The organism is Nonomuraea sp. NPDC004702 (genome assembly GCF_053601695.1).
Genome location: NZ_JBSGCE010000008.1, coordinates 199653 through 223135, shown reverse-complemented (window position 1 = coordinate 223135; position 23483 = coordinate 199653). Strand labels below are relative to the sequence as shown.

General features: G+C 69.8%; 28 protein-coding genes. 4 read left to right on the top strand and 24 right to left on the bottom strand.

What is annotated here, in order from left to right:
- Positions 1–6: 6 nt before the first annotated feature.
- From nuoK to ACWEJ6_RS13760, 15 genes are all read right to left on the bottom strand, one after another.
- Positions 7–303 (bottom strand): NADH-quinone oxidoreductase subunit NuoK, encoded by a 297-nt coding sequence (nuoK, locus tag ACWEJ6_RS13830; RefSeq protein WP_352322504.1) that lies wholly within the window; start codon positions 301–303, stop codon positions 7–9.
- A complete protein-coding gene (locus ACWEJ6_RS13825; protein WP_352357243.1) occupies positions 300–1082 on the bottom strand; it encodes an NADH-quinone oxidoreductase subunit J in 783 nt (260 codons plus the stop codon). Before ACWEJ6_RS13825 ends, nuoK begins: the two co-directional genes overlap by 4 nt.
- Complete coding sequence (gene nuoI / locus ACWEJ6_RS13820) at positions 1075–1590, bottom strand: NADH-quinone oxidoreductase subunit NuoI (protein ID WP_352357245.1); 516 nt, start codon at positions 1588–1590, stop codon at positions 1075–1077. The genes ACWEJ6_RS13825 and nuoI overlap by 8 nt, the downstream gene beginning before the upstream one ends.
- Positions 1577–2881, bottom strand: coding sequence for an NADH-quinone oxidoreductase subunit NuoH (gene nuoH, locus ACWEJ6_RS13815; protein ID WP_352322507.1), 1305 nt, complete (start codon positions 2879–2881; stop codon positions 1577–1579). Before nuoH ends, nuoI begins: the two co-directional genes overlap by 14 nt.
- Positions 2878–5265, bottom strand: a complete 2388-nt coding sequence (locus tag ACWEJ6_RS13810) for an NADH-quinone oxidoreductase subunit G (RefSeq protein ID WP_452423784.1) — start codon at positions 5263–5265, stop codon at positions 2878–2880. The genes nuoH and ACWEJ6_RS13810 overlap by 4 nt, the downstream gene beginning before the upstream one ends.
- Positions 5262–6554, bottom strand: coding sequence for an NADH-quinone oxidoreductase subunit NuoF (gene nuoF, locus ACWEJ6_RS13805; RefSeq protein ID WP_352322509.1), 1293 nt, complete (start codon positions 6552–6554; stop codon positions 5262–5264). The genes ACWEJ6_RS13810 and nuoF overlap by 4 nt, the downstream gene beginning before the upstream one ends.
- Positions 6551–7207, bottom strand: a complete 657-nt coding sequence (gene nuoE / locus ACWEJ6_RS13800; protein WP_387678071.1) for an NADH-quinone oxidoreductase subunit NuoE — start codon at positions 7205–7207, stop codon at positions 6551–6553. Before nuoE ends, nuoF begins: the two co-directional genes overlap by 4 nt.
- Positions 7204–8529, bottom strand: coding sequence for an NADH-quinone oxidoreductase subunit D (locus ACWEJ6_RS13795; RefSeq protein WP_358290248.1), 1326 nt, complete (start codon positions 8527–8529; stop codon positions 7204–7206). The genes nuoE and ACWEJ6_RS13795 overlap by 4 nt, the downstream gene beginning before the upstream one ends.
- Positions 8526–9131, bottom strand: a complete 606-nt coding sequence (locus ACWEJ6_RS13790; RefSeq protein WP_358290768.1) for an NADH-quinone oxidoreductase subunit C — start codon at positions 9129–9131, stop codon at positions 8526–8528. Before ACWEJ6_RS13790 ends, ACWEJ6_RS13795 begins: the two co-directional genes overlap by 4 nt.
- A gap of 98 nt (positions 9132–9229) precedes the next feature.
- Positions 9230–9781: a NuoB/complex I 20 kDa subunit family protein gene (locus ACWEJ6_RS13785; RefSeq protein ID WP_352322512.1), complete on the bottom strand. Its 552-nt coding sequence runs from the start codon at positions 9779–9781 to the stop codon at positions 9230–9232.
- 2 nt (positions 9782–9783) lie between these two features.
- Positions 9784–10179, bottom strand: coding sequence for an NADH-quinone oxidoreductase subunit A (locus ACWEJ6_RS13780; protein WP_352322513.1), 396 nt, complete (start codon positions 10177–10179; stop codon positions 9784–9786).
- A gap of 64 nt (positions 10180–10243) precedes the next feature.
- Positions 10244–11497, bottom strand: coding sequence for a geranylgeranyl reductase family protein (locus tag ACWEJ6_RS13775; protein WP_452423780.1), 1254 nt, complete (start codon positions 11495–11497; stop codon positions 10244–10246).
- A 183-nt stretch (positions 11498–11680) separates the two neighbouring features.
- Positions 11681–11842 (bottom strand): hypothetical protein, encoded by a 162-nt coding sequence (locus ACWEJ6_RS13770; protein ID WP_387678068.1) that lies wholly within the window; start codon positions 11840–11842, stop codon positions 11681–11683.
- A 98-nt stretch (positions 11843–11940) separates the two neighbouring features.
- Entirely contained in the window at positions 11941–12111 is a 171-nt protein-coding gene (locus tag ACWEJ6_RS13765) for a hypothetical protein (RefSeq protein WP_387678065.1), read from the bottom strand.
- Positions 12112–12271: 160 nt separating this feature from the next.
- A complete protein-coding gene (locus tag ACWEJ6_RS13760) occupies positions 12272–12988 on the bottom strand; it encodes a demethylmenaquinone methyltransferase (protein ID WP_364327303.1) in 717 nt (238 codons plus the stop codon).
- A 150-nt stretch (positions 12989–13138) separates the two neighbouring features.
- Here ACWEJ6_RS13760 and ACWEJ6_RS13755 point away from each other — a divergent pair, with 150 nt between their 5' ends.
- Complete coding sequence (locus tag ACWEJ6_RS13755; protein ID WP_387678062.1) at positions 13139–14344, top strand: hypothetical protein; 1206 nt, start codon at positions 13139–13141, stop codon at positions 14342–14344.
- On the opposite strand, the gene ACWEJ6_RS13750 is transcribed toward ACWEJ6_RS13755, so the two are convergent.
- Complete coding sequence (locus ACWEJ6_RS13750; protein WP_352357263.1) at positions 14341–14559, bottom strand: DUF4229 domain-containing protein; 219 nt, start codon at positions 14557–14559, stop codon at positions 14341–14343. The two genes, ACWEJ6_RS13755 and ACWEJ6_RS13750, sit on opposite strands and share 4 nt — an antisense overlap.
- Before the next feature lie 257 nt (positions 14560–14816).
- Here ACWEJ6_RS13750 and ACWEJ6_RS13745 point away from each other — a divergent pair, with 257 nt between their 5' ends.
- The gene (locus ACWEJ6_RS13745) at positions 14817–15038 is read left to right on the top strand and encodes a BldC family transcriptional regulator (protein WP_026214226.1); all 222 of its coding nucleotides are present in this window, start codon (positions 14817–14819) and stop codon (positions 15036–15038) included.
- Positions 15039–15203: 165 nt separating this feature from the next.
- On the opposite strand, the gene ACWEJ6_RS13740 is transcribed toward ACWEJ6_RS13745, so the two are convergent.
- Positions 15204–15446, bottom strand: coding sequence for a hypothetical protein (locus ACWEJ6_RS13740; protein WP_357966334.1), 243 nt, complete (start codon positions 15444–15446; stop codon positions 15204–15206).
- Positions 15447–15456: 10 nt separating this feature from the next.
- Positions 15457–16434, bottom strand: coding sequence for a hypothetical protein (locus tag ACWEJ6_RS13735; RefSeq protein WP_358290264.1), 978 nt, complete (start codon positions 16432–16434; stop codon positions 15457–15459).
- A gap of 123 nt (positions 16435–16557) precedes the next feature.
- On the opposite strand from ACWEJ6_RS13735, the gene ACWEJ6_RS13730 reads away from it, so the two are divergent.
- Entirely contained in the window at positions 16558–16845 is a 288-nt protein-coding gene (locus ACWEJ6_RS13730; protein WP_352322521.1) for a PLDc N-terminal domain-containing protein, read from the top strand.
- Here the strand turns inward: ACWEJ6_RS13730 and ccsA are convergent.
- From ccsA to ACWEJ6_RS13705, 5 genes are all read right to left on the bottom strand, one after another.
- A complete protein-coding gene (ccsA, locus tag ACWEJ6_RS13725) occupies positions 16842–17801 on the bottom strand; it encodes a cytochrome c biogenesis protein CcsA (RefSeq protein ID WP_452423776.1) in 960 nt (319 codons plus the stop codon). The genes ACWEJ6_RS13730 and ccsA overlap by 4 nt on opposite strands.
- Positions 17791–19353: a cytochrome c biogenesis protein ResB gene (resB, locus tag ACWEJ6_RS13720; RefSeq protein WP_387678053.1), complete on the bottom strand. Its 1563-nt coding sequence runs from the start codon at positions 19351–19353 to the stop codon at positions 17791–17793. The genes ccsA and resB overlap by 11 nt, the downstream gene beginning before the upstream one ends.
- Positions 19353–20075, bottom strand: a complete 723-nt coding sequence (locus tag ACWEJ6_RS13715) for a cytochrome c biogenesis CcdA family protein (RefSeq protein ID WP_364327320.1) — start codon at positions 20073–20075, stop codon at positions 19353–19355. Before ACWEJ6_RS13715 ends, resB begins: the two co-directional genes overlap by 1 nt.
- Positions 20068–20631 (bottom strand): TlpA family protein disulfide reductase, encoded by a 564-nt coding sequence (locus ACWEJ6_RS13710; protein ID WP_357966320.1) that lies wholly within the window; start codon positions 20629–20631, stop codon positions 20068–20070. Before ACWEJ6_RS13710 ends, ACWEJ6_RS13715 begins: the two co-directional genes overlap by 8 nt.
- A 71-nt stretch (positions 20632–20702) precedes the next feature.
- On the bottom strand, positions 20703–21341 hold the full coding sequence (locus tag ACWEJ6_RS13705; RefSeq protein WP_358290273.1) for a histidine phosphatase family protein: 639 nt from the start codon (positions 21339–21341) through the stop codon (positions 20703–20705).
- A 241-nt stretch (positions 21342–21582) separates the two neighbouring features.
- On the opposite strand from ACWEJ6_RS13705, the gene ACWEJ6_RS13700 reads away from it, so the two are divergent.
- The gene (locus ACWEJ6_RS13700) at positions 21583–22443 is read left to right on the top strand and encodes a DMT family transporter (RefSeq protein ID WP_352357279.1); all 861 of its coding nucleotides are present in this window, start codon (positions 21583–21585) and stop codon (positions 22441–22443) included.
- A gap of 55 nt (positions 22444–22498) precedes the next feature.
- Here ACWEJ6_RS13700 and ACWEJ6_RS13695 read toward each other — a convergent pair whose 3' ends face one another.
- Complete coding sequence (locus tag ACWEJ6_RS13695) at positions 22499–23419, bottom strand: LysR family transcriptional regulator (RefSeq protein WP_352357281.1); 921 nt, start codon at positions 23417–23419, stop codon at positions 22499–22501.
- Between the last annotated feature and the right edge of the window lie 64 nt (positions 23420–23483).

Here is a 23483-nt window from a genome sequence, read left to right as displayed (position 1 = left end):
CCTCTCTTAGTACTTCAGCAGGTTGGCGTCGTCGACGGACGCGGACCTGCGGGTTCGGAAGATCGTCACGATGATGGCCAGGCCGACGACGACCTCGGCCGCGGCCACCACCATCACGAAGAACGCGATGATCTGGCCCTCCAGGTTGCCGTTCTGCCTGGCGAAGGTGACGAACGCGAGGTTGCAGGCGTTGAGCATGAGCTCGACGCACATGAACACCACGATCGCGTTGCGCCTGATCAGCACGCCGAGCGCGCCGATCGCGAACAGCACACCCGACAGGATCAGGTAGTGGGTCGTCACTTGGTCACCTCGTTGGTCGTCTCCTCGGCGTCATCCTCGGCCGTGTGCTTGATGGCCTCGGCGAGCTTCGGGTCCTCGGGGAGGTGGCCGTGCTCGACGTCGTAGCGGGCGATGTAGCGGTTGACCGACGACTCCGCGACCGAGCCGTCGGGCAGCAGCGCCGGCATGTCGATGGCGTTGTTCCTGGCGTAGGTGCCGGGGCCGGGCAGCGGCGAGGGACGCTCGCCGAGGAACCGGGCGCGCGAGAGGTCCTTCTGCGTGGCCTTCTCGGTGAACTTCTCCCGGTGCGCCAGGACCATCGCGCCCAGGGCGGCGGTGATCAGCAGGGCCGAGGTGACCTCGAACGCGAAGACGTACTTGGTGAACAGCAGCAGCGCGATCGAGCGGACGTAGCCGCCCTGCGCCGTGGCCTGCGCCAGGCCCGCCTCACCGGAGAAGATCGCGTTGCCCACCGCCAGGATGATCAGGACGGCGAAGCCGAGGGCCGCGAGGGCGCCCCAGAAGCGCTGGCCCCTCAGCGTCTCCACGAAGGAGTCGGAGGAGTCCACGCCCACCAGCATGAGCACGAACAGGAACAGCATCATGATGGCGCCGGTGTAGACGATGATCTGCACCGCGGCGAGGAAGGGCGCGTCCTGGACGGCGTAGAGCACCGCGAGGCAGAGCATCACGGTGCCGAGCATCAGCGCTGAGTAGACGGCCTTCCTGTTGAAGACCATGCCGAGCGCCGCGCCGACCGATACGACGGCGAGAACCCAGAATGTGATGGTCTCACCCATTGGTTCGTCCCAGCCGGTAGTAGTCCTCTTCGGTCTCGCCGAGACGCATCGGGTGGGGCGGCTGCTCCATGCCCGGCGTCAGGTCCGCGAGGAGCATCTCCTTGGTGTAGATGAGGCTCTCGCGGCTGCTGTCGGCGAGCTCGTACTCGTTGGTCATGGTGAGCGCGCGGGTCGGGCAGGCCTCGATGCACAGGCCGCACAGGATGCACCGCAGATAGTTGATCTGGTACGTGCGCCCGTAACGCTCACCCGGCGAGAAGCGCTCCTCGTCGGTGTTGTCCGCGCCCTCGACGTAGATCGCGTCCGCCGGACACGCCCACGCGCACAGCTCGCACCCGACGCACTTCTCCAGCCCGTCCGGCCAGCGGTTGAGCTGGTGACGACCGTGGAAGCGAGGAGCCGTCGGCTTCTTGACCTCCGGGTAGTTGGTCGTGACGGGCTTCTTGAACATCGTGTGGAAGGTGACCCCGAAGCCCTTGACGGGGTTCAGCCAATCAGTTAGTCCCACTGGGAATCTCCTTGTGCTGCACCCCGTGGTAGTGCGGCAGATCGAGCGGCGGCACAGGGAAGCCGCCGGCCGTCGGCTCGTCGGACAGTTGCTCGAACTCGGCCTCCACCTCGGCCTTGCGCGCCTCCTTGCGCCGCTGGTTGACGGTGTCGAACCGCATCCAGATGGCCAGCGCGCCGACCACGATGACCGCGCCGATCACGATGCCGACCGTCTTGTTGCCCTCGTTGACGACCACGTTGCGAGCCGCGGCGACGAGCAGGATCCAGGCCAGGTTCACCGGGATCAGCACCTTCCAGCCCAGGGACATGAGCTGGTCGTACCGCACGCGCGGCAGCGAGGCACGCACCCACACGATGAAGCTGAAGGTCAGCACGAACTTGATGAAGAACCACAGCACCGGCCACCAGCCCGTGTTGGCGCCGTCCCACAGGGAGATCGGCCACGGAGCCCGCCAGCCGCCCAGGAACAGGGTGACCGCGATGCCCGAGGCGGTGAAGGTGTGCAGGTACTCGCCCATCATGATGAGGGCGAACTTCAGGGACGAGGAGTACTCGGTCTGGAAGCCGCCGACCAGCTCACCCTCGCCCTCGGGGAGGTCGAACGGGATTCGGGCGGCCTCGCCGAACATGCAGATCACGTAGATCACGAACGACGGGATCAGCAGGAAGACGAACCAGCCCTGCTCGCCCTGCGCCTTGACGATCTCGGAGGTGGACAGCGTCCCGGCGAACAGGAAGATCGCCACGAACGACAGGCCCATCGCGATCTCGTACGAGACCACCTGCGCCGCCGACCGCAGACCGCCCAGCAGCGCGTACGGCGAGCGCGACGACCAGCCGGCCAGCACCACGCCGTAGACCGAGATGGCGCCCATGGCCAGCATGAACAGCACCGCCACCGGCAGGTCGACGAGCTGCAGCGGCGTCTGGACGCCGAACAGGTTGACCATCGGCGCGAACGGCACGATCGAGAAGGCCAGGAACGCCGGCACGACCATGATCACGGGGGCCAGCAGGTAGAGCACCTTGTCCACGGTCCGCGGGAAGATGTCCTCCTTCAGGCCCATCTTGATGCCGTCGGCCACCGACTGGAGCAGACCGAACTTGCCGGCCCGGTTGGGGCCGTAGCGGTGCTGCATCCGCGAGATCAGCTTGCGCTCGTACCAGACGCCGAACAGGATGCCCAGCATCAGGAAGGCGAACAGCATCACGGCCTTGATGATGGTGATCCACAGCGGGTCCTTGCCGAAGTCGGCAAGGGTGGGATCGGCCGCGAGAACGTGGGTCATGATGCGCTCCCGATCGTGACGATGTCGCCGGCCAGCGCGCGCAGGTCGCGCGTGACCGAGCAGCCGCCGGAGTTCGCCGGCACCCAGACCACCCGGTCGGGCAGGTCGGCGACGCGGACCGGCAGCGTGACCGCGTTGGGGCCGGGGCCGCCGACGACGAGCTTGTCGCCGTCGATGACGCCGATCTCGGCCGCCGTGGCCGCCGACACCAGCGCCTCGGTGGCGCGGGCGGTGCCGGCCAGGTACGGCTCGCCGTCCTGGAGCCTGCCCTCGTCGAGCAGCAGGTGCCAGGTCGCCAGCAGCGCCTCGCCGGCCGCCGGGGCGGCCTGGGCGCGGGTGGCGGTGCTCGGCGCGGCGACGCGGACCCCGCGCCAGGCGCCGAGGCTGGCCAGCTCGCGCCGGACGGCCTTGGCGTCCGGCAGGCCGAGGTGCACGTCCATGCGGTCGGCGAGGTTGCCGATGACGGCCAGGTCGCTCTGGAGGCCGGGCACGCGCAGCGGCGCCTCGAACGAGCGGCCCCTGCCCTCCCAGTTGACGAACGTGCCGCCCTTCTCCTGCACCGCCGCGACCGGCAGCACCACGTCGGCGCGGTCGGTGACGGCGCTGGCGCGGATCTCCAGGCTGACGATGAACGGCGTGTTCTCCAGCGCCTCCAGCGCGGCGGCCGGGTCGGCCAGGTCGTGCGGGTCGACGCCGGCCACGACCAGCGCGTCGATCTCGCCGGCGCGGGCGGCGGCGATGATGCCGTCGGTGTCGCGCCCGGGCACGGCGGGCAGCGAGCCCACGTTCCAGACCCTGGCGACCTCGGTCCTGGCGGCCTCGTCGGCCACGGGACGGCCGATCGGCAGCAGGTTGGGCAGCGCGCCGGCTTCGAGCGCGCCGCGCTCACCGGCCCTGCGCGGCACCCAGGCCAGCCGGACGCCGGAGCCGGCGCCGAGGCGGACCAGGGCCGACAGCGCGCCCGGCACGGTGGCCAGCCGCTCGCCGGCCAGCACGATCGTGCCCTCGGCCAGCGTGCCGACCAGGTCGCCGATCGCGTCGGCCTCGGCGCCCGGGGCGGTGGCGATGAGCGTGCCGCCCATCTTGGCCAGCCCGGCGGAGGCGAACGGCGCGATCGCGGTGACCTTCAGGCCCTTCTTCTGCCACGCCTTGCGCAGGCGCAGGAAGACGATCGGCGACTCCTCCTCGGGCTCGAACCCGACGAGCAGCACGGCCGGAGCCTTCTCAAGGTCGGCGTAGCTGATCTCGATGCCCTTGCCGGCGACCGCGTGCGCCAGGAACTGCGCCTCCTCGGCGGAGTGCGGACGGGCGCGGAAGTCGATGTCGTTGCTGCCCAGCGCGACCCGGGCGAACTTGCTGTAGGCGTAGGCGTCCTCGACCGTGACCCGGCCGCCGACCAGCACGCCGGCCCTGCCGCGGGCGGCGGCCAGACCTTCGGCGGCGACCGCCAGCGCCTCCGGCCACGAGGCGGGCACGAGCACGCCTTCCTCGTTGCGCACCAGAGGCGTCTTGAGCCGGTCGGGCTGGGTGGCGTAGGAGAAGGCCCAGCGGCCCTTGTCGCAGTTCCACTCCTCGTTCACCTGCGGGTCGTTGCCCGCCAGGCGGCGGGTCACCCGGCCGCGCCGGTGGTCGGTGCGCAGGGAGCAGCCCGACGCGCAGTGCTCGCACGCGCTCGGCGTGGAGACCAGGTCGAACGGGCGCGCCCGGAACCGGTAGGCCGCGCCGGTGAGCGCGCCGACCGGGCAGATCTGCACCGTGTTGCCGGAGAAGTAGGAGTTGAACGGCTTGCCGTCGGCGACCCGGACCTGCTCCTTGGCGCCGCGCTCGAAGAACTCGATGAGCGGGTCGCCGGCGATCTGGTCGGAGAAGCGGATGCAGCGGGCGCACTGGACGCAGCGCTCACGGTCGAGCAGCACCTGCGTGGACAGCGGCAGCGGCTTGGGGAACGTGCGCTTCTGCTCCTGGAACCGCGACTCGCCCTGGCCGTTCGACATGGCCTGGTTCTGCAGGGGGCACTCGCCGCCCTTGTCGCAGACCGGGCAGTCGAGCGGGTGGTTCATCAGCAGCAGCTCCATGGCCCCGCGCTGCGCCTTCTCGGCGACCGGCGAGGTGAGCTGGGTCTGCACGACCATGCCCTCGGCGACCTCGATCGCGCAGGACGGCTGCGGCTTGGGGAAGCCGCGGCCGTTGCCCGCGTCGGGGATGTCGACGAGGCACTGGCGGCAGTTGGCCGCCGGGTCGAGCAGCGGGTGGTCGCAGAACCGGGGGATCTGGATGCCCAGCAGCTCGGCGGCCCTGATGATCAGGGTGCCCTTGGGGACACTGACCTGGAACCCGTCGATGGTGAGGGTCACCAGGGTGGTTTCTGTTTCTACGACGGTCACTGCTCACCCCAGAGAGTGGACTTCTTCGGGTCGAACGGGCAGCCGCCGATCTCGAAGTGCTTGAGGTACTCCTCGCGGAAGTACTTCACCGAGGAGTGGATCGGGCTGGTCGCGCCGTCGCCGAGGGCGCAGAACGAGCGGCCGAGGATGTTGTCCGCGATGTCGGTGATCGTGGACAGGTCCTCCTCGGTGCCCTGGCCCTTCTCCAGGCGCTTGAGCACCTGCTTGAGCCAGTACGTGCCCTCGCGGCACGGCGTGCACTTGCCGCAGGACTCGTGGGCGTAGAACTCGGTCCAGCGCAGCACCGTGCGGACCACGCAGGTGGTCTCGTCGAAAATCTGCAGCGCGCGGGTGCCGAGCATCGAGCCCTTGGCGCCGACGGCCTCGAAGTCGAGCGGCACGTCGAGGTGCTCGTCGGTGAAGATCGGCGTGGACGAGCCGCCCGGGGTCCAGAACTTGATCTGGTGCCCCTCGCGGATGCCGCCGGCCATGTCGAGCAGCTCGCGCAGCGTGATGCCGAGCGGGGCCTCGTACTGGCCGGGCCTGGTGACGTGGCCGCTGAGGGAGAAGATGCCGAAGCCCTTGGACTTCTCGGTGCCCATCGAGGCGAACCAGTCGGCGCCGTTGCTGATGATCGAGGGAACACTGGCGATCGACTCGACGTTGTTCACGACAGTCGGCGAGGCGTACAGGCCCGCCACGGCCGGGAACGGGGGCTTGAGTCGCGGTTGACCTCTGAAGCCCTCCAGCGAGTCGAGCAGCGCAGTCTCCTCGCCGCAGATGTACGCGCCGGCGCCGCTGTGCACGACGAGCTCCAGGTTGTACCCGGAGCCGAAGATGTCCTCGCCCAGGAAGCCCTTCTCGTACGCCTCGCGCACGGCCGCGTGCAGCCGGCGGATGACGTGCAGCACCTCGCCGCGCACGTAGATGAAGGCGTAGTTGGCCCTGATCGCGAACGCGGTGATGATGACGCCCTCGACCAGCGAGTGCGGGTTGGCCATCATCAGCGGGATGTCCTTGCAGGTGCCCGGCTCCGACTCGTCGGCGTTGACGACGAGGTAGTGGGGCTTGCCGTCGCCCTGCGGGATGAATCCCCACTTCATGCCGGTGGGGAAGCCCGCGCCGCCGCGGCCGCGCAGGCCGGAGTCCTTGACCGCCTGGATGACGGCGTCGGGGTCCATGCCCAGCGCCTTCTTGGCCGCCTTGTAGTCACCGCCGTAGCCGTCGAGGGTGAAGGAGTCGGCCTGGTCCCAGTTGGCGGTCAGGACCGGGGTCAGTGTGGTGCTCATGCCTCGGGGGCCTTCCATCCGTTGGCCTTGGCCACCTTCAGGCCCTCCAGCGAGGGGCCGGCGGCCGACGGGCCGTCGCCCGCCAGGTCGTCGGGCAGGCCCGCGAGCACGCGCGAGGCCTCCTTGAAGGTGCAGAGCTTCTTCGGTCCGCGGGTCGGCCGCACGTCCTTGCCGTCACGCAGGTCGTCGACGAGCTGCTTGGCCGAGTCGGGGGTCTGGTTGTCGAAGAACTCCCAGTTGACCATCATGACCGGGGCGAAGTCGCAGGCCGCGTTGCACTCCAGGCGCTCCAGCGAGATCTTGCCGTCGCCGGTGGTCTCCTCGTGGCCGACGCCGACGTGCTCGGACAGCTCGTCCCAGATCTCGTCGCCGCCCATGACGGCGCACAGCGCGTTGATGCAGACGCCGACGTGGTAGTCGCCGGCCGGCTTGCGCTTGTACATCGTGTAGAAGGTGGCCACGCCGGTGACCTCGGCCTTGCTCAGGCCCAGCATCTCGGCGCAGAACTCCTTGCCGTCGTCGGAGACGTAGCCGTCGGCCGACTGCACGAGGTGGAGCAGCGGCAGCAGGGCGGACCGCGTCTTGGGGTAGCGGCCGATGATCTCCTTGGCGTCCTGTTCGAGACGCTCGCGGACTTCCGGTGAGTAAGTCACCGGTCCACACCTCCCATGACGGGGTCGATAGAAGCCACCGCGGCGATCACGTCGGCGACCTGGCCGCCCTCCGCCATGGCGGGGAAGCCCTGCAGGTTGCAGAAGGAAGGCTCGCGGAAGTGCACGCGGTACGGGCGGGTGCCGCCGTCGCTGACGACGTGCGCCCCGAGCTCGCCCTTGGGCGACTCGATGCTCGCGTACGCCTGGCCGGCCGGGACCCGGAAGCCCTCGGTCACCAGCTTGAAGTGGTGGATCAGGGCCTCCATCGAGCTGCCCATGATGTGCGCGATGTGGTCGGGCGAGTTGCCGAAGCCGTCGGGGCCGAGCGCGAGCTGCGCGGGCCAGCCGATCTTCTTGTCCTCGATCATGACCGGGTCGCCCTTGAGCGGGCCGGCGATGCGGTCGAGAGCCTGCTCGATGATCTTGAGCGACTCCTCCATCTCCCGCATGCGCACGAGGTAGCGCGAGTAGACGTCGCAGCCGCGCTCGGTGGCGACCTCGAACTCGTACGTCTCGTAGCCGGAGTAGGGCTGCGACTTGCGCAGGTCCCAGGGCAGCCCGGCGGCGCGCAGGATCGGGCCGGTGATGCCCAGCGCCATGCAGCCGGTCAGGTCGAGGTAGCCCACGTCCTTGGTGCGGCGCACGTAGACGGGGTTCTCGTCGAGAAGCTTGCGGATGTCCTTGATCCGCTTGGGCATCTCCTTGAGGAACTCGCCCACCTTGTCGACCGCGCCCGCGGGCAGGTCGACGCTGACGCCGCCCGGCCTGACGTAGGCGTGGTTCATGCGCAGACCCGTGATGTACTCGAACAGGTCCATGATCATTTCACGGTCGCGGTAGCCGAACAGGAACGGCGTGGTCGCGCCCAGCTCCATGCCGAACGTGCCCATCGCGACCAGGTGCGAGGCGATGCGGTTGAGCTCCATCATCATCACGCGGATGGCCTGCGCCCGCTCGGGCACGCGGTCGGTGATGCCGAGCAGCTTCTCCACGCCCATGCAGTACGCGGTCTCGTTGAAGATCGGCGAGAGGTAGTCCATGCGGGTCACGAACGTGGTCCCCTGGGTCCACGTCCGGTACTCCATGTTCTTCTCGATGCCGGTGTGCAGGTAGCCGATGACGCTGCGCGCCTCGGTGACCGTCTCACCGTCGAGCGTCAGGACCAGGCGGAGCACGCCGTGCGTGGACGGGTGCTGCGGGCCCATGTTGACGACCAGGCGCTCTTCCTCGGTGTCGCGCGCGCCGCCGACGACCTCGTCCCAGTCTCCGCCGGTGACCGAGTAGACCTTGCCCTCTGTCGCCTCGTCATAAGCGGTGCTCATGAGTAAGACCTCCTCTGGTCCGGCGAGGGGATGGTGGCGCCCCGGTACTCGACCGGGATGCCGCCGAGCGGGTAGTCCTTGCGCTGCGGGTGACCGTCCCAGTCATCCGGCATCATGATCCGGGTGAGCGACGGATGGCCGTCGAAGACGATTCCGAAGAAGTCGTACGTCTCCCGCTCATGCCAGTCATGACCAGGGTAAACGCCCACGGTGGATGGAATGTGCGGGTCGGTGTCCGGTGCGCTGACCTCCAGGCGCACGCGCCTGTTGTGGGTGATCGAGCACAGGTGGTAGACGGCGTGCAGCTCCTCGCCCTTCAGGTGCGGGTAGTGCACCCCGGAGACGCCGAGCGACAGCTCGAAACGCAGGGCCGGGTCGTCGCGCAGCTTCTGGGCGACCTCCACCAGACGCTCGCGGCGGACGTGCAGGGTCAGCTCGCCGCGGTCGACCACGACACGCTCGATGGCGTCGTCGAGGGCGAGGGCGTCGACCAGCTCGTCGAAGTAGCCGCCGTACGGGCGGGGCGTGGAGATCTGCGGCGCCCGGCGGACGACGAGACCGCCGTAGCCGGAGGTGTCGCCGGAGTCGTGCGCGCCGAACATGCCGTGCCGGGCGACGGGCGCCTCGGGGACGGCCGGGACCGAGGCGGCCTCGGGGGCCTCCCCGCTCTCCGGGCTCCCGGGAAGGTGGTCGGGCGAGGTCACTTTCCGGCCCCCTGGTCGATCAGCGGCAGCGTGCGCAGCGCCCGCAGTTCGAGGTCCTCGATCTGCTTGGCGCGGTGGGCGCCGAACTTCATGTTCTGGATCTTGTCGTGCAGCTTCACGATCGCGTCGATCAGCATCTCGGGCCGCGGCGGGCAGCCGGGCAGGTAGATGTCGACCGGCACGACGTGGTCGACGCCCTGCACGATGGCGTAGTTGTTGAACATGCCGCCGCTGGAGGCGCACACGCCCATGGCGATGACCCACTTGGGCTCGGCCATCTGGTCGTAGATCTGCCGCAGGACGGGCGCCATCTTCTGCGACACGCGCCCGGCGACGATCATGAGGTCGGCCTGACGGGGAGACGCCGAAGCGCGCTCCATGCCGAAGCGCGCCAGGTCGTAGTGGGGGCCACCGGTGGCCATCAGCTCGATGGCGCAACACGCGAGGCCGAACGTGGCCGGCCACACCGAGCTCTTCCGCGCCCATCCTGCGGCGGCTTCGACCGTGCTGAGGATGAACCCGCTGGGGAGTTTCTCTTCAAGTCCCATTTTCAGTCCCAGTCCAGACCCTTGCGGCGCCACACGTACGCGTACGCGACGAGCACGGTGACGATGAACAGCAGCATCTCGACCAGCGCGAACAGCCCGAGGCCGGACGCGATGGTGGTGCCCGCGTCGTTCTTCAGCGGCGCGAAGGAGACCGCCCACGGGTAGAGGAAGATGATCTCGATGTCGAACACGATGAAGAGCATCGCGGTGATCATGTATTTGAGCGGGAACCGTCCGCCACCGACCGGCTGGGGCGTCGGCTCGATGCCGCATTCATAGGCGTCAAGCTTGGCGCGGTTCCAGCGCTTGGGTCCGGTGAAGGGAGCGATGGCGACCGAGAAGATCGCGAAGCCCCCCGCGAGAACGGCGAGCACCAGGATGGGCACGTAAAGGTCCATCGCTACGCCTCCTCTGGAGTCGCCGCGCGCGCGGGCGCGCAGCTTGATGTGTCTGTCGTGGGAATCATGCTGGTGGGGCGACCTTCGAGAGAGCGTTGATGATCATGTCGGACGCATCGCCTCGCCGGTCGGTGAGATTACCAAGGAGCTTGAGCGCGAAGCGCATCAGCCTCGGGTGTGGCAGGCCGTGCCTGGTCCCGAAGCTCATCACACCCGGCTTCCCAATCGCCTCGACGAACAACCTCCCTAGTGTGAAGTAGCCGCCGTAGGCGTCCTTCATCACCTGGGGGTAGGTCCTCAGGATCCGCTCGCGCTGTGCGGGAGTGGTGTCCTTGAGTGCCTTCGCGATGATCTCGGCGGCGATCTCGCCGGTCTCCATGGCGTAGGCGATGCCCTCGCCGTTGAACGGGTTGATGGACCCGCCGGAGTCACCCACGAGGATAAGACCCCGGGTGTAGTGCGGCTGCCTGTTGAAGGCCATCGGGAGAGCGGCGCCGCGGATGGGGGCCGTCATGTTCTCCTCGGTGAAGCCCCAGTCGGCCGGCATGGCCCTGCACCAGCGCTTCAACAGGTCGCGGTAGTCGATGTTGCCGAACTGGGCGCTGGTGTTGAGCAGCCCGAGCCCGACGTTGGCGGTGCCGTCGCCGACCCCGAACACCCAGCCGTAGCCGGGCAGCAGGGTGTCGCCGTCCCACAGCTCCAGCCAGGTCTCCAGGTAGTCGTCGTCGTGGCGGGGGCTCTCGAAGTAGGTGCGGACGGCCACGCCCATGGGCCGGTCCTCCCGCTTGTGCAGGCCCATGCCGATCGCCAGGCGGGTGCTGTTGCCGTCGGCCGCCACGACCACCCGGCTGCGGTACGTCGCGCCGTCCTTGGTGCGCACGCCGACGATGTGCCCGCTGCGGTCGTCGAGCACCGGCCCGGTCACGGTGACGCCCTCCATGAGGCGCACGCCGTTCTTGACCGCGTTGGCCGCGACGATCTGGTCGAAGTCCTTGCGGGTGCGGACCAGGCCGAAGTCGGGGAAGCGCTCCAACTGCGGCCAGTCGAGCTCGAAGCGGAGGCCGCCGCCGACGACGCGCAGGCCCTTGTTCCTGATCCAGCCGGGCGCGCCGATGTCGACGCCCATGTTGAGCAACTGCTTGACGGCACGTGGCGTCAGGCCGTCGCCGCAGACCTTCTCGCGGGGGAACCTGGTCTTCTCCAGGAGCAGCACGTCGAGACCGGCCTGAGCGAGGTAAAAGGCGGTTGCGGAACCGGCGGGACCGGCGCCGACGACGATGACGTCGGCGTCAGCCTGTATGGCTGGTGGCACGGTCACTGGACTGTCCTGTCCTACACGCTCGAAGGCCTCGGGGTCTTGCGCCTTCGTTCCTTTGTGAACCCCTTCACAAACTTGTCGGCCCGCAGTCTACTGCTTTTCCTGTACATAGTGGCAGTCGGGGTACGGATCCTGGACACAAGAAGGCCCTCCGTCGTCAACGAAGGGCCGGGCACGGGAACGTCAGACTTCGAACTCGGCGTTGCGCACTCCGCCCGAGAGGTCTTTCGAGTCACGCGACAGCACGTCGCCGGTCGTGCTCCGGGCGAACTCGACGCACTCGCCGGCGACCGCGCTGAGACTGATCCTGCGCCGTCCGCCCGGCGAGACAGTGGGGCCGCTCATCGGACGGACTACCTCCCGAGTCTCATTGGTCTGGACCAATGACGGTAGCCAACAGAAGATCGGCCGGACCTGCAAGACGCGCCGCGATAACCATGTCGTTACGATTGATCTGCCGACGACGCGATGAATTCGCGCGATTCCTCCTCGTCCATGGCGGTGCCGAAGCGCCGGCGCGGCACGGCCTCGTCGAGCGCGGTCGAGCAGCGCAGCGCGGCTCCTCCGTCAGCAGCCGGCGGGGCTCCTTCCGAGAAATCGAGAGATATGCCCACAAAGTGCGATGGCAATCCTCGCCCCTGGTTTCGTCCGAAAGAGGCCCTGTCGTCATCCCAGCGGGAATTGCACGGGGCTTCCGTCCGACACATCAAAGCCGAGACGGGCGGAAAGGCGGAAAACGATTCCAGGAACTCCCGCCATGGCCGCCCGCGCGGCTCAGGCGGGCTTGAACGCCCGGTGGACGGCGACGATGCCCATCGTCAGGTTGCGCCAGGCGACCCGCTCCCAGCCGGCGTCGCCGATCGTCCGGGCCAGCGCCCGCTGGTCGGGCCAGTCCCTGATGGACTCGGCCAGATAGTCGTAGGAGTCGTCGTTGGAGCCGAACACCTTGGCCACCTTGGGCAGGGCCCTCATCAGGTATTCGCGGTAGACCAGGTCGAACGGCCCGAACGTGACGTGCGAGAACTCCAGGATCACCAGCCGGCCGCCCGGCCTGGTCACGCGGAGCATCTCGCGCAGCGCCTGCGAGGTGTCGTGCACGTTGCGCAGCGCCACCGAGATCGTCACCGCGTCGAAGACGTCGTCGGCGAACGGCAGCCGCATGGCGTCGCCGGCCACGAACGGGATGCCGGGCCCGCTCAGCGCGTTGCCGCCGTGCCGCTGCACGCCCGTGCGCAACATGCCGAGGGAGAAGTCGGAGGCCACCGCGCGGGCGCCGAGACCGGTGAAGCTGTCGGTGGAGGTGCCGGTGCCGGCCCCCAGGTCGAGCACGACCTCGCCGGGCCCCGCGTCGACGGCGGCGGCCACGGCCTTGCGCCAGAGCCTGACCTGCCACAGCGAGGCCACGTCGTTGACCAGGTCGTAGCGCCGGGCGGTGCGATCGAACATCGCGGCGACCTCGTCCGGCTGCTTGTCCAACTGAGCGCGCGTCATGCGGACAAGAGTACTCAGGCGGCCCGTGCGGTATTCGCCGGGCGTTACGGCCTTTGACCAGCCACCACCGGGCCTCCGGCGAGCCCGGCCCTTGCGGCAATTGACGCAAAGTAGCGGCACCGCTACCGAACGTCTGCTAGTTGTTGGTGAATGCTTGCCCGTGTCGCCCTTGCGGCGATCATCGCCTCGGCCCCCGTCGCGCACTCCCGCGTGGTCTCGGCCGACCCGGTCGACAACACCCCCCACGTCCTCGACGGCATCGTCAACGCCATCGCGCTGGTCGGTGGCACCGTCGTCGTCGGCGGCTCGTTCAGCGAGGTCAGCGACGCCGGGCGCACGTACACGCTGCGCCGGGCCAACCTGTTCGCCTACGACCTGGCGACCGGTCGCATCCTGCGCGGCTTCGCGCCGTCCGTCGCCGGGCCGGTCTACGGGCTGGCCGCCGGCGACCACGGCACGGTCTACGTGGGCGGCGCCTTCCCCGGCGTCAACAACGTCGGCGCCCGCGCGCTCGCCCGGATCAACGTCGCCGACGGGCAGCTCGTCGACGGCTTCATGCCCCGGATCGACGGCGGCATGGTCACCACCGTGGTCAGGAACGGCTCCAGGCTCTACGTCGGCGGCGACTTCGTCCGGCCGCGCGTCGCCCTGGCCGGGCTCGACGCCGCGACGGGCGTGGCCGACCCCGGCTTCGCCGTCACGCCGGGCGAGCCGCTCACGCCCAGGGTGAAGGTCCAGGCCCTCGCCCTGTCGGGCGGCCGGCTGGCGGTCGACGGCTCGTTCACCACGCTCGGCGGGCGGTCCCGGCCGCAGCTCGGGCTGATCGACGTCAGCGGGCCGGTGGCCAGGGTCGCCGACTGGCGCACCGAGGTCTACGCCCAGCGCTGCGCGGAGGCTTTCCCCTCCTACGTGCGCGGCCTGGACTTCGCCCCCGACGGCCGCTCCTTCGTGGTGGTCACGACCGGGGGCCCGAAGGGCCGCATGTGCGACACGGCCGCCCGGTTCGAGACGTACGCCGCAGGCCCGGACGTCAGGCCGACCTGGACCAACGCCACCGGCGGCGACTCGCTCTACGCGGTGGCGGTCACCGGCTCAGCCGTGTATGTCGGCGGCCACCAGCGCTGGCTGGACAACCCGCAGGGCCGCGACTCGGCCGGCCCGGGAGCGGTGCCCCGCGAGGGCATCGGCGCCATTCATCCGCGTACGGGAAAGGCGCTCGCCTGGAATCCCGGCCGGGAGCGGGGCATCGGCGTGAAGGCATTTCTGGCGCACAAGACCGGCCTACTAGTCGGTAGTGACACAACGCGACTCGGACGGGAGTACCATGCCCGGATTGGCATGTTCCCCCTGCCCTAGTCGTCCTGCGGCTCCGGCCGGTCGATCCGGCCGCTGAGGCGTGCGCTGACGGCGTCACGCTGCCTCGACAGCAGCACGTAGCTGGCAATGCCGCTGATCACGAAAGCGGCTGCGAGCAGGAACAGCGGGTTTTGCAGGCCGACGAGGTACAGAACACCCAGGGTCACGACAAACAGGCCGATCCGCGACGCGGTGTAAACGAGAACGGGATGCACGGGTTCGAGGTTACTCGTCCCTGCGTAGCGGTCGCTCTTCGCATCGGACGCGAGCGCTGCTACTGTGCCCAGTAAGGGTGTTTCGTAAAGAAACACCCACGAGAGCCCCAAAGAGGCTCTATCATATAACAATCGGGCAGTCAGCTGATAACAACCCGTGATCTTTGTCGAAAACCACGGATAAATCAGGCTTCGCTCGACACACTGGTTACCTGTCCGCCCGCTGGCAGGAAGCGGGATGCGAGGGGGAGAGATTGGTGGAGAGTAGCAGCGAGCGTCTGCTGACCCCAGGAGAGGTTGCCGCCCTCTTCCGGGTAGACCCAAAGACGGTTACGCGCTGGGCTGCGGCAGGCCGCATCAGCAGTATCCGCACCCCCGGAGGGCACCGGCGCTTCCGCGAGTCGGAAGTGCACGCCCTTCTTCGAGGCGAGGACGTTCTCACGGCCGACAGGCCAGCAGGTGAGTCCCCGCGCGTCTGACGTTCCGTCTAGTCGGTGATCCTGAGATCCGCCAGGATCACCGCTGGCGGGACCTCAATCCGCCTCACGTCGTGAGGCCGTGGTCGAGCGTGCCTGCGGGCCACACTTCCCGACGGCAGGCACGGGGCGGCGCCAACCGCCGACCGTGGCTGGCGCCGGTCCTTCTCAGGCGTCCTCCTGGCTGGCCTTGAAGGCCAGGAACTCGCGTTCGAGGTCGTCGTTCTCCTCTTCCCAGCGACTGCGGCGCTCGGCCGCCTCCTCCTCGGTCAGCGACTCGGGCAGCCACTTGTCGTAGTCGGGATCGCCGGGCTGCACGTCCACGTACGCGTTGCCGATCAGACGCCCGTCTTCGCTGGTCAGGCTCTGCGGCACGCGCAGGGTCCCGTCAGCGAGCCGGATGACGTACATGGCTGATCACCTAGATTCCGTAGCGCCGGTTGAAGAAGAGCATGACGTCGAGCGCCATCCGTGTGTCGCCGCCGAGCATGTCGACCAGGGCCGGGCGCTGGCGGGCGGCGATGGCGGCGAAGGCGTCGGCGAAGAACTCCTTGCGGCCCAGGCCGTTGCCCTGCCGGTGGAAGGTCGAGGCCAGCTTGGGGAAGGCGTTCTCGTAGAGCCGGACGAACTCCGGCGAGTCCGACACCCATTCGCCGTGGAACGAGTCCAGGTCGTCGATGGCGTGGCCGACCTCGTGCATCATCACGTCCGGCGTGGGTGAGGGGCGGTCGCCCACCACGATCTTGCGGTCGCCGTACGCGCCGGCGCAGATGTCCCAGGTGGCCCGGCCGGACGGGAGCGGCGCGCCGCGTAAGTAGCCCATGTCGTCGAGGTCGGGGACGCCGCCGGGGCCGACGTAGATGCCTTCGAGACCGGCGGCCAGCAGCTCCTTCAGCCGGTCGGGCAGCCGGGCCAGGCTCTCCACCGCGCGTACGGCGTCCCTGGAGGGCGGGCCGTGCCGGGCGTCCCACTGGCGGTGGAGGATCTTCTCCAGCTTGCCGCAGTGGCGCAGCCCGTCGCCGATGGAGGGGGCCTCCGGCCTGTTGGGCTGGGCCCTGGGCGGCGTGTCGTCGAGCTCGAAGTCGTACCAGGTGTAGCGGGGGCGTTCGGCGACGGCGGCGGGCAGGCGTGGCGCGCGCTCGCGCAGCGAGAGGCCGTCCCAGGTGACCTCGCGCCGCTGGGGGCCGCCCGGACGGGCGAACCGCTCCGGCTGCTGCTCCCTGCGCCGCTCGGCGCCCTTGAGCTGCTCTCTCGGGGCCTCCGGGCGGCTCTCCTTCCGCCGGGACCAGAAGGAACGGTCCGCGTCCGGAGGAGCCTCGTCACGCCGCGAGAACAGGTACGACCCGCGGCGCCACCAACGGCCGCGCCGATGTCGGCCCTTGTCGTGAGAAAAGGCCATCGCACCCCTTCACGCCGCGTCCATGGCGAACCGGGTTCCACGGTACGACGCCGATCTTCCCGAGTCATCCGAAACGGGACATCGTCCGACACGATCACGTCGCGGATGGCTTACAGTTCGGGCATGGCAGGTGTTCTGATCGGCCTGGCGTTGCTGGCCTTCTGGCTCTTCTCGCTCTTCGACGTCATCACCGCACCCGAGGAAGAGGTCAGGAACGTACCAAAGGCGCTGTGGGTCCTCATCGTCGTGCTGGTCCCGCTGCTCGGCGGCGTGATCTGGATGCTGCGCGGGCGGCCCAGGGCCGAGCGCGACCCGTGGCCGGTGCCGCCGGGCCCGGGCGCGCCGAAGGGCCCGGACGACGACCCCGACTTCCTGAGAGATCTCGACCGGCGGATGCGCGGCGAGGACTAACCGCTGACGTCGGCGTAGCTGTGCAGGCCGGAGATGAAGATGTTGACGCCGACCAGGTTGAAGATCAGGCACCCGAACGCCAGCAGCTGCACGATCATGGCGGCCCTGCCCCGCCAGCCGGCCGTCACCCTGGCGTGCAGGTAGGCCGCGTACGCCACCCAGGTGATGAACGACCAGACCTCCTTGGGGTCCCAGCCCCAGTAGCGGCCCCAGGCGCGGTCGGCCCAGAGCGCGCCGGCGATGACGGCGAACGTCCACAGCGGGAAGGCCAGCACGATCGCGCGGTGGGCCACCCGCTCCAGGTCGTCGCGGCTGGGCAGGCGCGACAGCCCCTCGCCGCGCACCAGGAACAGCACGCCCGACACCCCGGCCAGCGTGAACAGCCCGCTGGCCAGGATCGCCGCGGTGACGTGGATCGCGATCCAGTACGAGTTCAGCGCCGGCACCACGGGCCCGGCCGCCGTGTAGAGCACCTTGACCGCGAACCCGAGCCCGAGCGTGGCGGCGATCATGACGAACGCGCCCAGGAACCGCACGTTCTGGCGGACCTGGGTGAACAGGAACGCGGTCACCGCGGCGAAGCAGATGGCCACCACGAACTCGTACATGTTGCCCCACGGCCACCGGCCGACCGCCAGGCCGCGGGTGATGATGGCGCCGAGGTTGGCGGCCCACCCGATCCAGGCCAGCACGAGCGCGACCCGCCCGGCCCTGGCCCCGCCCGCCATGACGGGCACGGGATCGGCGACGGGCGCCTCGGCCTCGGGCCCGGCGTCGCCTTCGGAGGGTGCGCCGACCGTGACGGGCTGCCGGGCGGCCCGCTTCACGGCCGCCTTGCCCAGGACGGCCCTTCCGAAGGCCAGCTCCATCGCGAAGCCCACCATGGCGATGATGTAGAGCAGGACGGCGCCGACGACGAAGTTGTCGCTCAGCCCGGCCAATTGCTCAGCGGACATGCTGTTCTCCTGCTGATAGAGCCTTGACGATCTCGGCGAACTCCTCGGCGAAGCCCGCCGCGGAGCCCTCGGTACGGGTCAGGCCGCCCACGTCGACCCGCCCTTCCCTGACCCGCACCCAGACGCGCCGGCGGCGGATCATCAACGACAGCGCGATGGCGACCACCGCGACGGCCGCGGCGATCAGCGCGGGCACGCGCCCGGGGTCGTAGGCGGTCTGGAGCGTGATCCACTCCTTGACGCCGGTGAACTCCAGCTTCCCCGCCCCGCCGGGCAGCTCGGCGGACTCCCCCACCGACAGCGGCTTGGTCGCGAACGATCCGCGCACGACGGGCACGACCTTGCCGTCGAGCTCGTCCGGCAGGATCTTGTAGACCGACTGCGGCTTGCCCGACCGCATGCCGAGGTCGCCCACGTAACCGCCGAGGAGCTGCACCTGCGGCTGGAGCTCGCCGGGGAAGGCCGAGGCGTAGTTGCCGTCGGTCAGCGGCACGCTGGTGGGCAGGAAACGCAGCAGGAACCCCAGCTGGGACGGCTGCGCGTCGGGCGCCTTGACGACGCACGACGAGGTCAGCGTGGCCTTCTGGTCGATCAGGCAGGCCACGGGCCCTTCGTAGGCGACCTGGCCCTTGCCGTCGGTGACCTTGAAGACGGGCGCGTAGCCGTGGCCGATCAGGTACGTCTGCGTCCCGTCGACCTCCAGCGGGTCGTTGACCTTGAGCTCGTAGTCGCGGGCGGGCGCGCCGGGCTCGTCGTGCACCTTCAGGTAGGCGGAGTAGTCGAGCTCCTGGCCCTTCTTGTCGCCCTCGACCTGGTAGGTGGCCTTGAAGTCGGTCAGCTCGAACGAGAACGGCTGGAGCGACTCGGCCGAGACCCGGCTGCCGGGGATGAACCTGTCGTAGGCGGCCACGGTGTTGGCGAAGCCGTCGCCCTCGACGACCAGGACGTTGCCGCGGTAGCCGTACAGGGAGCCGAAGCCGACGGCGAGCAGGATGCCGATCAGCGCGACGTGGAAGAACAGGTTGCCGGTCTCGCGCAGGTAGCCCTTCTCGGCCGCCACCCAGCCGTCGCCGGTGACGACGCGGAAGCGCATCTTGCGCAGCCGCCCGGCGGCCTCCTCCACCGTGAGGTCGCCCTCGAAGGAGTCGGAGTGGGGCAGCCGGGACAGGTTCTTGGGCGCGGCGGGCGGCTTGCGGCGCAGCTCGCGCAGGTAGGTGGCGGTACGCGGGATGATGCAGCCGACGAGCGAGGTGAACAGCAGCAGGTAGACGGCGGCGAACCAGACCGAGGTGAACACCTCGAAGAGCTGGAAGCGGTCGTACCACTCGGCCAGGGTGGGGTTCTGCTGGTAGAGCTGGGCCACCTTGTCGGGTTCGACGCTGCGCTGGGGCACCAGCGAGCCCGGGATCGAGCCGAGCGCCAGCAGGAACAGCAGAATCAGCGCGGTCTTCATCGAGGTGAGGGTGCGCCAGCCCCACCGGAGCCAGCCGACCGGCCCCATCCCGGCCTGCCGGGGCTCGCGCTCCTCGCGCACCAGCTCGTCGACGCTCATCAGATCACCGGCTCGAACGCGCCGATGAGCCCCTGCATGGCCGCGATCATCGCACCCCACAGTCCGGTGACGAGCAGCAGCCCGACGGCCACCATCATGCCCCCGCCGATCCTGGTGATCAGCCGGGTGTGCTTGCGCACGGCCTGGAACGTGCGCAGGGCCTTGCTGTAGGCCAGGGCCGCGGCCACGAACGGCAGCCCGAGGCCCAGCGCGTAGGCCACGGCCAGCAGCGCGCCGCGCGAGGCGCTGCCCTCGTTGAGCCCGAGCGTGAGCACGACGGCCAGCGTGGGGCCGATGCACGGCGTCCAGCCGAGGCCGAACACCACGCCGAGCAGCGGCGCGCCGGCCAGGCCCGCGGCCGGCAGCTTGTGGATGCGCACGTCGCGCATCAGGCCGGGCAGCACGCCGAGGAAGGCCAGCCCGAGCAGGATCGTCAGGACGCCGAGCACCCGCGTGATGACCTGGGCGTTGCCCAGCATGATCGAGCCGAGCCCGCCGAACAGCGCGCCGCTGAGCACGAACACCAGCGCGAACCCGGCCACGAACAGCACCGTGCCGAGCACCAGCCGCCCCCGCTTGGGGTCGGCGCTCATGCCCGTCACGTACGACAGATAGCCCGGCACCAGCGGCAGCACGCACGGCGACAGGAACGACACCACCCCGGCCAGCAGCGCGATCGGCACCGCGAGCAGCAACGAGCCCGAGGCGACGACGTCACTCATCGCGCACCTTGGTCACCGTGTTCATCAGGTCGGTGTACTTGACCGCCCCGAGCGCCCTGGCCGCGATGCGGCCCTGCTTGTCGATGACCAGCGTGGACGGGATCGCCGCGGGCGGCACGGTGCCCTGGAAGGACAGCGCGACCTTGCCGGGCTGGTCGAAGATGTGGGAGTAGCCGGTCTGCTCGGTGCGCTCGAAGGCGAGGGCGTCGGCCTGGCGGTCCTTGAAGTCGATGCCGATGAACTGCACGTCGCCCTTGGTCTTGGCGGCGACCTCCTTGAGCACCGGCGCCTCGGCCCGGCACGGGCCGCACCACGAGGCCCAGAAGTTGATCACCACGACCTTGCCCTTGTGGGCGGCCAGCGAGGCCGTGCCGCCGTCGAGCGTGGGGCCCTCGACCGGCGGGGCCGCCTTGCGGTCGGCGGCGTCGAAGACCTGCATCTTGCCGTCGCCCGCGACGAACCGGGTGTCGCCCACCTGGGGCTGCCCGCTCTGGTTTGCCGCGCAGCCCGCGGCCAGCGCGGCCAGGAGAACGAGGGAGATGGACGTCGCGCGCACGGAGGATGATCTCCTTGTACTACAACCGGTAGAGCTTGCAACTCTACCGGCGGGCAGACATGGCCCGGACATCAGGCCCCTGGTATCGACGGCCCCGAACTCAGCGACCCGGCCGGCTCGCTGTAGCCGACGCTGACCAGGCGGTCGCCCTCGAAGGTGAAGGTGGTGAGGCTGGCCAGCGCGCACTGCCTGCGGCGCGGGTCGTGCCAGAGCCGGCGGCCCTCGGCGGCCATCCTGATCGTCCAGATCGGGAGCTGGTGGCTGACCAGCACGGCCTCGTGCCCGCGCGCCGCTGCCCTGGCGTCGTCGACGGCCGCCTTCATGCGCGCCACGATCGCCGGGTACGCCTCGCCCCACGACGGGCGCAGCGGGTTCCAGAAATAGCGGTAGTTGCGCGGGTTGCGAAGGATGGCCAGGCCCTGGCCGACCGGACGGCCCTGCAGCATGTTCGCCGCTTCGAGCAGGCGGTCGTCCTTGGTCACGTCGAGGCCGAGCTTGTCGGCGAGCGGGGCCGCGGTCTCCAGCGCGCGTTCGAGCGGCGAGCTGTGGACGGCGACGATGTCGCGGCCGCCGACGGCCTTGGCGACCGTCTCGGCCATGAGCCTGCCGGTGTCGGACAGGTGGTAGCCGGGCAGCCTGCCGTACAGGATGCCGCCGGGATTGTGCACCTCACCGTGGCGCAAAAGGTGGACGACGGTGGTTTCAGCCATGGTGTGCCACAGCCTATCCGTTTCGATGCCGGTCATAGTCAGGGGCTGCCTGGTCCGGCATTTCGCGCGGAGGTATGGTCGGGACGACTGCGCCTAGGGTTCCGCGTCCGGTCCGCCTCCCCCGTCACACAACCAGGGCCGGAAGACAGGTCCGAGCGGCGCCGCGGCCCGCCGGGCCGTACAGCTGACGGGACAAAAGCCTGGAGGCTCCTCTCCGTCACCCCTGGAAGGAGTCGCCCGGATGAGCCCTTGGGCGCTGGTCCTCATTCTCGTCGCCGCCGTCGCGCACGCCACCTGGAACCTGCTGAGCAAGAAGGCGTCCCAGGCGGACGGCATCGTCTTCCTCTGGCTGGTCGGGGTCGTGGCCACGGTGGTGTGGAGCCCGCTGTTCGCCGGGTTCCTGCTGGTCACGGGGGCCCGGCTGTCGTGGGGCGACCTGGCGGTGATCTGCGGCAGCACGGCCCTGCACCTGGGGTACTTCGTGCTGCTCCAGCGCGGCTACGGCGCGGGCGACCTGTCGCTGGTCTACCCCGTCGCCCGCGGGACGGGGCCGATGCTGGCCAGCCTGGTCGCCGTGTTGTTCCTGGACGAGCACCCGGCGCCGGCCGGCGTGGCCGGGATCGTGCTCGTCGGGGTCGGGGTGTTCATGATGAGCGGCGGCGCGGCCGGGCGGGGCGACCTGCGGGGGCTGGTGTCGGGGCTGGTCGTGGGGCTGTTCATCGCCGGGTACACGGTGTGGGACTCGCAGGTGGTCAGCGCGTTCGCGGTGGCGCCGATCATGCTCAACTACCTGGGGGAGGTCGGGCGGGCGCTGGCGCTCACGCCGTTCGTCGCCGGGGCCAGGCGGCGGCTGGTCGGGGCCGTGTGGCGGGAGCACCGGTCGCGGATCGTGGGGGCGGCGTTCCTGATCTTCCTGTCGTACCTGCTGGTCCTGATCGCGTTCACGATGGCGCCGGTGAGCGTGGTGGCGCCGGCGCGCGAGGTGAGCGTGCTGATCGCGGTGCTGCTCGGCGGGCGGCTGCTGGCCGAGGGCGACCTGCGGCGGCGGCTGCTGGCGGCGGGCGTGATCCTCGGCGGCGTGGTGGCGATCGCGCTCAGCTGAGCGCGGCCCGGCCGGGTGCCCGGTCGGGTGCACGGCCGGCTGCGCGGCCGGGTGCTCAGCTGACCGCCCAGGCGTTCTCCTGCTCGCGGCTGACGCCGATCAGCGCCTCGACCGTGGCCCTGATCGCGGGACGGCGGGCCGCGTCGGTGCGCCACACCGCGTAGATGCGGCGCGTCTGCCGCGGCATGATCGGGACCAGCCGCACGCCGTCGGGCACGCAGTCGCGGCCCAGGCGCGGCACGATCGCGCAGCCGAGCCCGGCGGCGACCAGCGCGAGCTGGGTGGGGTACTCGTCGGCCATGCAGGCGATCTCCGGCTCCAGCGAGGCGTTGCGCAGCGTGAAGACCAGCCAGTCGTGGCAGACCGTGCCGGGCGACGAGCTGATCCACCGCTCGCCGTGCAGCTCGGCCAGCCCCACCTCCCTGCGCCCGGCCAGCGGATGGTCGGCGGGGATGGCGACGTCGGCCACGTCGTCGAGCAGCGTGGCCCTGGACAGGCCCTCGGGCATGGCGATGGGCCGGTTGAGCCAGTCCTGCATCACGCCCAGGTCCAGCTCGCCCCTGGCCACCTCGCGCAGCACCCGTTCCGGCTCGCGCTCGTAGAGCTGCACGTGCAGGTCGGGGTGGTGCCTCTTGAGCTGGACGAGCGCGCCGGGCATCAGGCCGCGGGTCGCGGTGGCGAAGGCGGCGATGCTGAGCCGGCCGACGACCTCGCCGCGCAGCGCCTCGAAGTCCGCCTCCGCGGTCTCGACCAGGGCCAGGATGCGCTCGGCGTGCTCGGCGAGCAGGCCGGCGGCGTCGGTCAGCCGGACGCCCCGGCCGCTGCGCTCCATGAGCCGGGCGCCCGTCTCCCGCTCCAGCTTGGCGATCTGCTGGCTGACGGCCGACGGCGTGACCATGAGCGCGTCGGCCGCGGCGCCGACCGACCCGTACACGTGCACGGCGTGAAGTGCCTTGAGCCGGTTCAGGTCCAACATGTAAGCCAGACTAAAGGGTTTAGCGTAGAAAGTCTCGCTTGTCCTTGTATCTGAAGCAGATGAA

What these genes read in the sequence shown, in the direction of transcription:
- ACWEJ6_RS13825 (WP_352357243.1), bottom strand. Translation starts at nt 1,082, where the DNA reads ATGGGTGAGACCATCACATTCTGGGTTCTCGCCGTCGTATCGGTCGGC.
- ACWEJ6_RS13740 (WP_357966334.1), bottom strand. Translation starts at nt 15,446, where the DNA reads ATGTACGTCATCCGGCTCGCTGACGGGACCCTGCGCGTGCCGCAGAGC.
- ACWEJ6_RS13755 (WP_387678062.1), top strand. Translation starts at nt 13,139, where the DNA reads ATGCTTGCCCGTGTCGCCCTTGCGGCGATCATCGCCTCGGCCCCCGTC.
- ACWEJ6_RS13735 (WP_358290264.1), bottom strand. Translation starts at nt 16,434, where the DNA reads ATGGCCTTTTCTCACGACAAGGGCCGACATCGGCGCGGCCGTTGGTGG.
- ACWEJ6_RS13790 (WP_358290768.1), bottom strand. Translation starts at nt 9,131, where the DNA reads ATGTTCGGCGCGCACGACTCCGGCGACACCTCCGGCTACGGCGGTCTC.
- ccsA (WP_452423776.1), bottom strand. Translation starts at nt 17,801, where the DNA reads ATGTCCGCTGAGCAATTGGCCGGGCTGAGCGACAACTTCGTCGTCGGC.
- ACWEJ6_RS13780 (WP_352322513.1), bottom strand. Translation starts at nt 10,179, where the DNA reads ATGGACCTTTACGTGCCCATCCTGGTGCTCGCCGTTCTCGCGGGGGGC.
- ACWEJ6_RS13730 (WP_352322521.1), top strand. Translation starts at nt 16,558, where the DNA reads ATGGCAGGTGTTCTGATCGGCCTGGCGTTGCTGGCCTTCTGGCTCTTC.
- ACWEJ6_RS13700 (WP_352357279.1), top strand. Translation starts at nt 21,583, where the DNA reads ATGAGCCCTTGGGCGCTGGTCCTCATTCTCGTCGCCGCCGTCGCGCAC.
- resB (WP_387678053.1), bottom strand. Translation starts at nt 19,353, where the DNA reads ATGAGCGTCGACGAGCTGGTGCGCGAGGAGCGCGAGCCCCGGCAGGCC.
- ACWEJ6_RS13795 (WP_358290248.1), bottom strand. Translation starts at nt 8,529, where the DNA reads ATGAGCACCGCTTATGACGAGGCGACAGAGGGCAAGGTCTACTCGGTC.
- ACWEJ6_RS13785 (WP_352322512.1), bottom strand. Translation starts at nt 9,781, where the DNA reads ATGGGACTTGAAGAGAAACTCCCCAGCGGGTTCATCCTCAGCACGGTC.
- ACWEJ6_RS13705 (WP_358290273.1), bottom strand. Translation starts at nt 21,341, where the DNA reads ATGGCTGAAACCACCGTCGTCCACCTTTTGCGCCACGGTGAGGTGCAC.
- ACWEJ6_RS13695 (WP_352357281.1), bottom strand. Translation starts at nt 23,419, where the DNA reads ATGTTGGACCTGAACCGGCTCAAGGCACTTCACGCCGTGCACGTGTAC.
- nuoF (WP_352322509.1), bottom strand. Translation starts at nt 6,554, where the DNA reads ATGAGCACCACACTGACCCCGGTCCTGACCGCCAACTGGGACCAGGCC.
- ACWEJ6_RS13760 (WP_364327303.1), bottom strand. Translation starts at nt 12,988, where the DNA reads ATGACGCGCGCTCAGTTGGACAAGCAGCCGGACGAGGTCGCCGCGATG.
- ACWEJ6_RS13715 (WP_364327320.1), bottom strand. Translation starts at nt 20,075, where the DNA reads ATGAGTGACGTCGTCGCCTCGGGCTCGTTGCTGCTCGCGGTGCCGATC.
- ACWEJ6_RS13770 (WP_387678068.1), bottom strand. Translation starts at nt 11,842, where the DNA reads ATGAGCGGCCCCACTGTCTCGCCGGGCGGACGGCGCAGGATCAGTCTC.
- nuoH (WP_352322507.1), bottom strand. Translation starts at nt 2,881, where the DNA reads ATGACCCACGTTCTCGCGGCCGATCCCACCCTTGCCGACTTCGGCAAG.